Genomic DNA, 6,297 nt, shown 5'->3' on the forward strand with positions numbered 1-6,297 from the left:
GTTGAGTGCGGCTTACCAGATCGCTACGGGCTGATTCGGCAGCGAAACTTGGCGGAAATTGCTGCTTCTTTGTCATTTCCGCCAATGAGGCCAAGGCTTACGCTGATGCCCATGTCAAAGCCCGCGCCCAAAAAAACCCATCAGCCAGCCGCACCGCGTCCTGTGGTGATGCTCGCCTATGAGGGTGCGCAGGTTCTGGATATTGCCGGGCCGATCCAGCTTCTCTCCGCCGCGATGCAGGGTGATGGGCGCACGCCTGCCTACAAGATCGAGCTTGTCGCGGAGAAGCGCAGCGCCATCCACACCACATGCGGCCTCACGCTGCAGGCGGACCGCGCTTTTGTCGATCTGGGGGCAGAGGAACTTGCGCGCCTCGACACATTCATCGTTTCGGGCGGCAATGGGTCGCGCGAGGCGATGACGAATGAGACGCTTATCGCTTTTGTACGAAAGGCCGCAAAGCATGCGCGGCGCACCGTGTCGATTTGCACGGGGTCTTTCATCCTCGGAGCAGCGGGTTTGCTCGATGGTCGCCGAGCGGCAACCCATTGGGCCTATGCGCCCCTCATGCGCCAGCTTCTTCCGAAGGTGCAGGTGGATGAAGATGCGATCTATGTGCGCGATGGAAAGTTCTGGACGAGTGCCGGTGTCACCGCCGGCATGGACCTTACACTGGCACTGATCGAGGCGGATCTCGGGCGCGAAATGGCGCTCACCCTTGCGCGCCATCACGTCATGTATCTGATGCGCCCCGGCGGTCAGTCGCAATTTTCCGCAGAGCTTGCCGCGCAGCATGTCGGCAATGAGCGCCTCGCAAAGCTCTGCGCCTTTATTATCGAAAATCCGAGCGAGACGCATTCCGTGCCGGAGCTTGCGGCGCGCTGCCATATGAGCGAGCGCAGTTTCGCCCGGCACTTCGTTGCCGAGACAGGTTTCACGCCTGCGCAATTCGTGGAGCGCGCAAGGCTTGATGAAGCCTGCCGCCGCCTCGCAAGCGGCGATGCCTCGCTTGATGCTGTTTCTGCCGCTTCCGGCTTCGGCGCGGCAGAGCGAATGCGCCGCGCCTTTCTCCGCCATCTCGGCGTTACACCCGGCCGCTACCGCGAACGCTTCCAGACATCGCGGCGTGAACAACAGACATACCACTCACACCTCTAGGGAGGTCATCATGACCCGCACACGCAACATTGGCATTCTGCTTTTTGATGATGTGGAAGAACTCGATTTCGTCGGCCCCTATGAAGTCTTCACCATGTCGAACGAGATGTATGGCTTTAAGGGCGAGGACACGCGGGACAATGTGCTGCTGATTGGCGAGACGGGGCAGAAGATCACCTGCGCCAAGGCAATGGTCGTCGAGCCGCATGTAAGCATCGCCGATGCGCCGCGGCTTGATCTGCTTCTGATACCGGGCGGTCAGGGCACGCGCCGTGAAGTGAACAATCCCGCGCTGGTTTACTGGATCAAGCGCACTGCAGGCACCTGCGAATGGGTGACGAGCGTTTGCACCGGCTCCTATCTTCTCTGTGCCGCGGGTCTTGCCGAAGGAAAGCGCGTGACGACACATTGGGCTTTCATTGATGCACTGCGCGAGCAGGGCGGGGCGGGCGCCGTTCTTGAAGAAGTACGCTATGTGCGGGATGGCAATCTCGTCACGGCAGCGGGCGTATCGGCAGGCATCGACATGGCTCTCTGGCTGCTCGGCCAGATGCATGGCGAAGAACATGCCCGCGCGACGCAGCGCGGCATGCAATACGACCCCGCACCGCCTTACGCTGCGGCAGTTTGATCGCTAAACTCCCCTTCAAAAGATTTGAAGGGGAGGAGACATGACCGGGGCTGCATCGCGCGAACTGAATGCTTGGCGCGCAAGTGCCGATCTGCATCAGCGCTTTCTGACAGGACTCATCCTGCGCGCCGTCGTCTTCAAGGGTGAAGGGGCGGCGACAGAGCTGACATTCCGCACCTTTCGGGCGCAGCATGAGGAAAAATTTCTCGCAGGCTGGAAAAGCCTCGGCCTTTCTCATCTGCCGCCTGCGGTGGCTTGCGCCCAGTATATCTATCTCGCAAATCACGTTGGCGGCGTGAAATGCGAATTCATTCCCGAAAGCGACAGGAAAGCCTGGGTGCGCTATCTGCCGCCCCGCTGGATATGGGACGGGGCTGCGATCTGTGCTGTGCCGAATGAAGTGAGTATCGCCTTCATGCGCGGCTTTCATTCACAGGTCGGTGTGTCGCTTGGCAATCCCAATCTCGGCTTCGTCTGTACGCGCATCACGACGCAAATTGATCCCTGTCTTGAAGGCTATTTTATCGAGGAAGACCATCCGCTGCTTCCCGATGAGCGGCTGCGCTTCCGCTTCGGCGAGGAGGGGCCGGATGTTGATCCTGCGAAACTTCCCCATGTCGAATGGTCGGAAGAGCGTATGGTGAAGGCGAAGCGAAATTACGCGGTGCAATATATCCGCTCCATCCTGCCTGCCGCGGTGTCTCTGTTCGGAGAGGATGAAGCGTCAATGCTCGGGCGCGAGGCGGGCCGTCTCATCGGCATGCAGTGCTATGACGCAACCGCCGCCCTGATCGGCGTTGAGGGAAATGATGCGACAGCCTTTGCGCGCTATTTCGCCGCTCTCCTTGCTGCGGGTGGTGATGAGGCGGAAGTTCAGGGCACTGAAATCTCCACCCGCACATGGCGCATGATGAAGGACAAGGAAGGGGTAACACCTGCCTGCTTCGATGCCTGGAATGCTCTTTTTGAGGGAGCGCTCGCCGTCCATAACCGTCATCTGAGGCTCGAAGTCACCGCCCGCATGGATGCCGGTGCGGCCCATTGGGGATGGCGTGTCCGATAGACGGATTTCGAAATTTCCGCTCTACTTCAAGCAATCAAAAAGAATCGCCAGGAGAGGCAAGGCCATGTCAGGCAGCAACCCGTTCGACCCCAGGCTCTTCACCGAGGACGCCATTTCTGCGGAAACCAAAGGCATCAATGACCTCATCATCGACGCCATGAAGGAACTGCCGGAATGGTGGGACATTGGCGTCGCAACCTTTCGCGAGCAGCGCGCAAGGGGTGAGGGTGCTTTCCCCCTCGCACCGAAATCCCCCCGCGCCCGGGAGATTGAGATTGATGGCAAGGGCACCAAAGTGAAGCTCCGCATCATCGCGCCGGAGGGAAGCCCGCGCGGCGTTTATCTGCATATTCATGGCGGCGGCTGGGTGCTGGGCGGGGCCGACCAGCAGGACCCGATGCTGGAGCGGATTGCGGATCGCGCGGGCCTTGCCTGTGTCAGCGTTGAATACCGCCTCGCGCCGGAAAATCCCTATCCGGCCGGCCCGGATGACTGCGAGGCGGCAGCCGTCTGGCTCGCCAAGAATGCGAAAGCGGAGTTCGGAACGGACGCGCTCGTCATTGGTGGTGAATCTGCGGGCGGCCACCTCTCCGCCGTCACGCTTCTCCGCATGCGCGACAGGCATGGCTTCACGGGCTTCCGTGGCGCGAACCTCGTATTCGGTGCATTCGATATGTCGATGACGCCGAGCCAGCGCGCCTTCGGCGATGAACGGCTTATCCTGCGCACGATCGACATTGAAAAATTCGGCGAGGCCTTCCTGCCGCCGCATATCGATCGGCGTGACCCGGATGTCTCGCCGCTTTATGCCCGTCTGCATGATATGCCGCCCGCGCTCTTCTCCATCGGCACGCGCGATGCGCTGATAGATGACAGCCTCTTCATGCATGCGCGCTGGATTGCGGCGGGCAACAAGGCAGAGCTTGCCATCTATCCGGGCGGCGCGCATGGCTTCATTGCCTTCCCCGGCGCGCTGGCCGCCGCCGCCAATGAGCGGATCGATGAGTTCCTGAAGAACGCCGTCGCCTGACGAAGCTGCGGGGTGAAGCGGGGGCTGGTCGGGGCATGACAAGCTCCGTCCCGGCCCCTATGCTTTGCCCCTCGCGTTCAGGATCACAAGTTCCATGACCGATTATCTCGATACGTTTCGCGGCACCGTCAACACCTGGGAGTGTGACGAAGTCGGCCATATGAATGTGCAATTCTATGTGGCCCGTGCATCGGACGCCGGCTTCTATATGCGCGATGCGCTCGGCATTTCGCCTTCTGTCGTGCGCAATGAAGGTCGCGCCGTGGTGGCGCTGGAGGAGCATGTGCGCTTCCTGCGGGAACTGCGCGCAGGCGACATCATGAACATGCGCACGCGCCTTGTCGAAATGCGCGACACGACTGTGGTGACATTTCACGAGCTGTTCAATTCCGCGAGTGGCGAAACCTCGGCAACGATTGTCGCCGTGTCAGGTTATTTTGATCTCAAAACCCGCAAGCTCATTCCGTGGAGCGCGGAGGCGAAGGAGCGTGCGGCTCCGCTTCTCGGTCCCTTGCCGCCTCACGCAGAACCGCGCAGCGTCCCGCGCGAAACGCGCCTGCCGGCAAAGCGGCTGGAGGATGCGGCAGATTTCGTTGAAATCTATCGCGGCGCGGTGATGCCGTGGGAGTGTGATGATTTCGGCCATATGAACACACGCTTCTATATGGCGCGTTTCTCCGATGGGGCGGGGCATCTCTGGCAGGCCATCGGCTTCAACAAGTCCGCCATGATGGCGAAGCGGCGCGGCACAGTGGTGCTGGAACTGCGGCTGAACTATCTCCGCGAGGTCCGCTCCGGCACCCTGCTCATTGCAAAAAGCACGCTTACCCGTGTGGAAGGCAAGACGCTCACCTTCGTCCATTACATGTTCGATGCGGAGACGGGAGAGGCTGTGGCCACCGGCGAGGTTATCGCCGTGATGCTTGACCTTGATGCGCGCAAGACCGTTCCCTTCACGGATGAGGAGCGGGCAATGCTTGCAAGCCATGTGAGAGAACTCGCGTGAGCGGCCTTATCGACACTTATCGCGGCTATGTCTCGGTGCAGGAATGTGACGAGATGGGCCATATGAACATTCAGCACTACATCGCCAAGAGTTCGGACAGTTCGTTCAATCTGCGCGTGGCGATGGGGCATGCTGCGCTTGCGCAGGCGGAAACCGGGCTTGGCTATGTTGCGCTGGAACATCACATCCGTTTCCACCGCGAGCTTCGCACAAGTGATCTTGTTGCGATCCGCGCGGGCGTCGTCGAAATCCGCGACAAGACCATGCGCATCTATCAGGAAATGCGCGAAGTGCTGGATGACAGGCTCGCCGCAACCTTTGTCGTGGATACGGGGTGCCTCAACCTTGAAACACGCCGCCTAACTGCCTGGCCGGATCAGGTGCGGGCGCGCGTCGAGACCATGCGCACATCGCTGCCGCCGGAAGCAGAACCCCGAGCCCTGCCGCGTGAAGCCATGGAGCGGGATGTGTCGCTTGCGCGGGCAGATGCCGAAGGCATGCTGGAGACAAACCGCTCCGTGGTAAACACATGGGAATGCGATACCAATAACCACATGAATGCCCGCTTCTTTATGGCGCGCTTCTCCGATGCGCAGGGGCATATGTGGGCGCAGGCGGGGCTTGGCCGCCATGAGCAGGCGGCGCGCGGCCTCGCCACGGCGACGGTTGAAATGCGCCTCGCCTATTTCCGTGAACTGCGCGCAGGCGAAACGCTTTTCGTGCGCACGGCAATTCTGAAGACAGAAGGCAAGATCCTGCGCTATCGCCACTGGCTTTTCAGCGGCGATACGGGCGAACCCGCCTGTGCGGCGGAAGGCGCGGCAGTGCTTTTTGACAAGGCAACGCGCAAGGCTGTTCCCTTGCCTGATCAGATTAGAGAACGCCTGCGCTGAACAAAATCATCATCAAGAAACGGAATCACAAGAATGAGCGAGATGATTGAAGTAGCCCGCTCCAGCGTCCAGACCTGGGAATGTGACCAGATGGGCCATATGAATGTGCAGTTCTATATGGAGAAGGCAGATCACGGCCTTGCTGCGCTCGGCCTTGCGCTTGGTCTTGGTCCGCGCGTCTCGCGCAATGAAGGCGCGCGCCTTCAGGTGAGCGATCATCATGTGCGCTATCTGCGCGAGCAGCGTCCCGGTGCACCTTTCTTTCTCCGTGCCGGTATTCTTGAAGTACGTGATTTCGGCCTCACCGTTTATGAGGAAATGGTGAGCACCGCATCGGGTGAGCCTGCGGCCACTTTCATCATGGAAGTGCAATGGGTGGATGATGAAACACGCGAGGTAAAGCCCGTTCCGGCAAGGGCGAAAGCGGCGGCAAGGGAACTCATCATTGAGCGCCCGGCCCATGGCGGCCCGCGCGGTCTTGAACTCTATGATCCGCGCCCCGCGCCCAAACTCTCC

7 protein-coding genes are annotated in these 6,297 nt (G+C 60.4%); all 7 read left to right on the plus strand.

Annotated features, from left to right (window positions below; genetic code table 11):
- Positions 1-105 precede the first annotated feature (105 nt).
- Positions 106-1,158: a GlxA family transcriptional regulator gene (locus tag WBF74_RS09055; RefSeq protein WP_424438431.1), complete on the plus strand. Its 1,053-nt coding sequence runs from the start codon at positions 106-108 to the stop codon at positions 1,156-1,158.
- A 10-nt stretch (positions 1,159-1,168) separates the two neighbouring features.
- Positions 1,169-1,789 carry a DJ-1/PfpI family protein gene (locus WBF74_RS09060; protein WP_424438434.1) on the plus strand — a complete coding sequence of 207 codons (621 nt, stop codon included), beginning with the start codon at positions 1,169-1,171 and terminating at the stop codon, positions 1,787-1,789.
- A gap of 40 nt (positions 1,790-1,829) precedes the next feature.
- On the plus strand, positions 1,830-2,852 hold the full coding sequence (locus WBF74_RS09065) for a hypothetical protein (protein WP_424438437.1): 1,023 nt from the start codon (positions 1,830-1,832) through the stop codon (positions 2,850-2,852).
- A gap of 64 nt (positions 2,853-2,916) precedes the next feature.
- On the plus strand, positions 2,917-3,882 hold the full coding sequence (locus tag WBF74_RS09070) for an alpha/beta hydrolase (protein ID WP_424438440.1): 966 nt from the start codon (positions 2,917-2,919) through the stop codon (positions 3,880-3,882).
- A 94-nt stretch (positions 3,883-3,976) separates the two neighbouring features.
- Positions 3,977-4,888 carry an acyl-CoA thioesterase gene (locus WBF74_RS09075; RefSeq protein WP_424438444.1) on the plus strand — a complete coding sequence of 304 codons (912 nt, stop codon included), beginning with the start codon at positions 3,977-3,979 and terminating at the stop codon, positions 4,886-4,888.
- Complete coding sequence (locus WBF74_RS09080; protein ID WP_424438447.1) at positions 4,885-5,781, plus strand: acyl-CoA thioesterase; 897 nt, start codon at positions 4,885-4,887, stop codon at positions 5,779-5,781. Before WBF74_RS09075 ends, WBF74_RS09080 begins: the two co-directional genes overlap by 4 nt.
- A 33-nt stretch (positions 5,782-5,814) precedes the next feature.
- The coding region (locus WBF74_RS09085) for a thioesterase family protein (protein ID WP_424438450.1) at positions 5,815-6,297 on the plus strand (483 nt) is incomplete at its 3' end.

It is taken from the genome of Parvibaculum sp., from assembly GCF_049672805.1.
In the GTDB taxonomy this organism is placed as follows: Bacteria; Pseudomonadota; Alphaproteobacteria; order Parvibaculales; family Parvibaculaceae; genus Parvibaculum.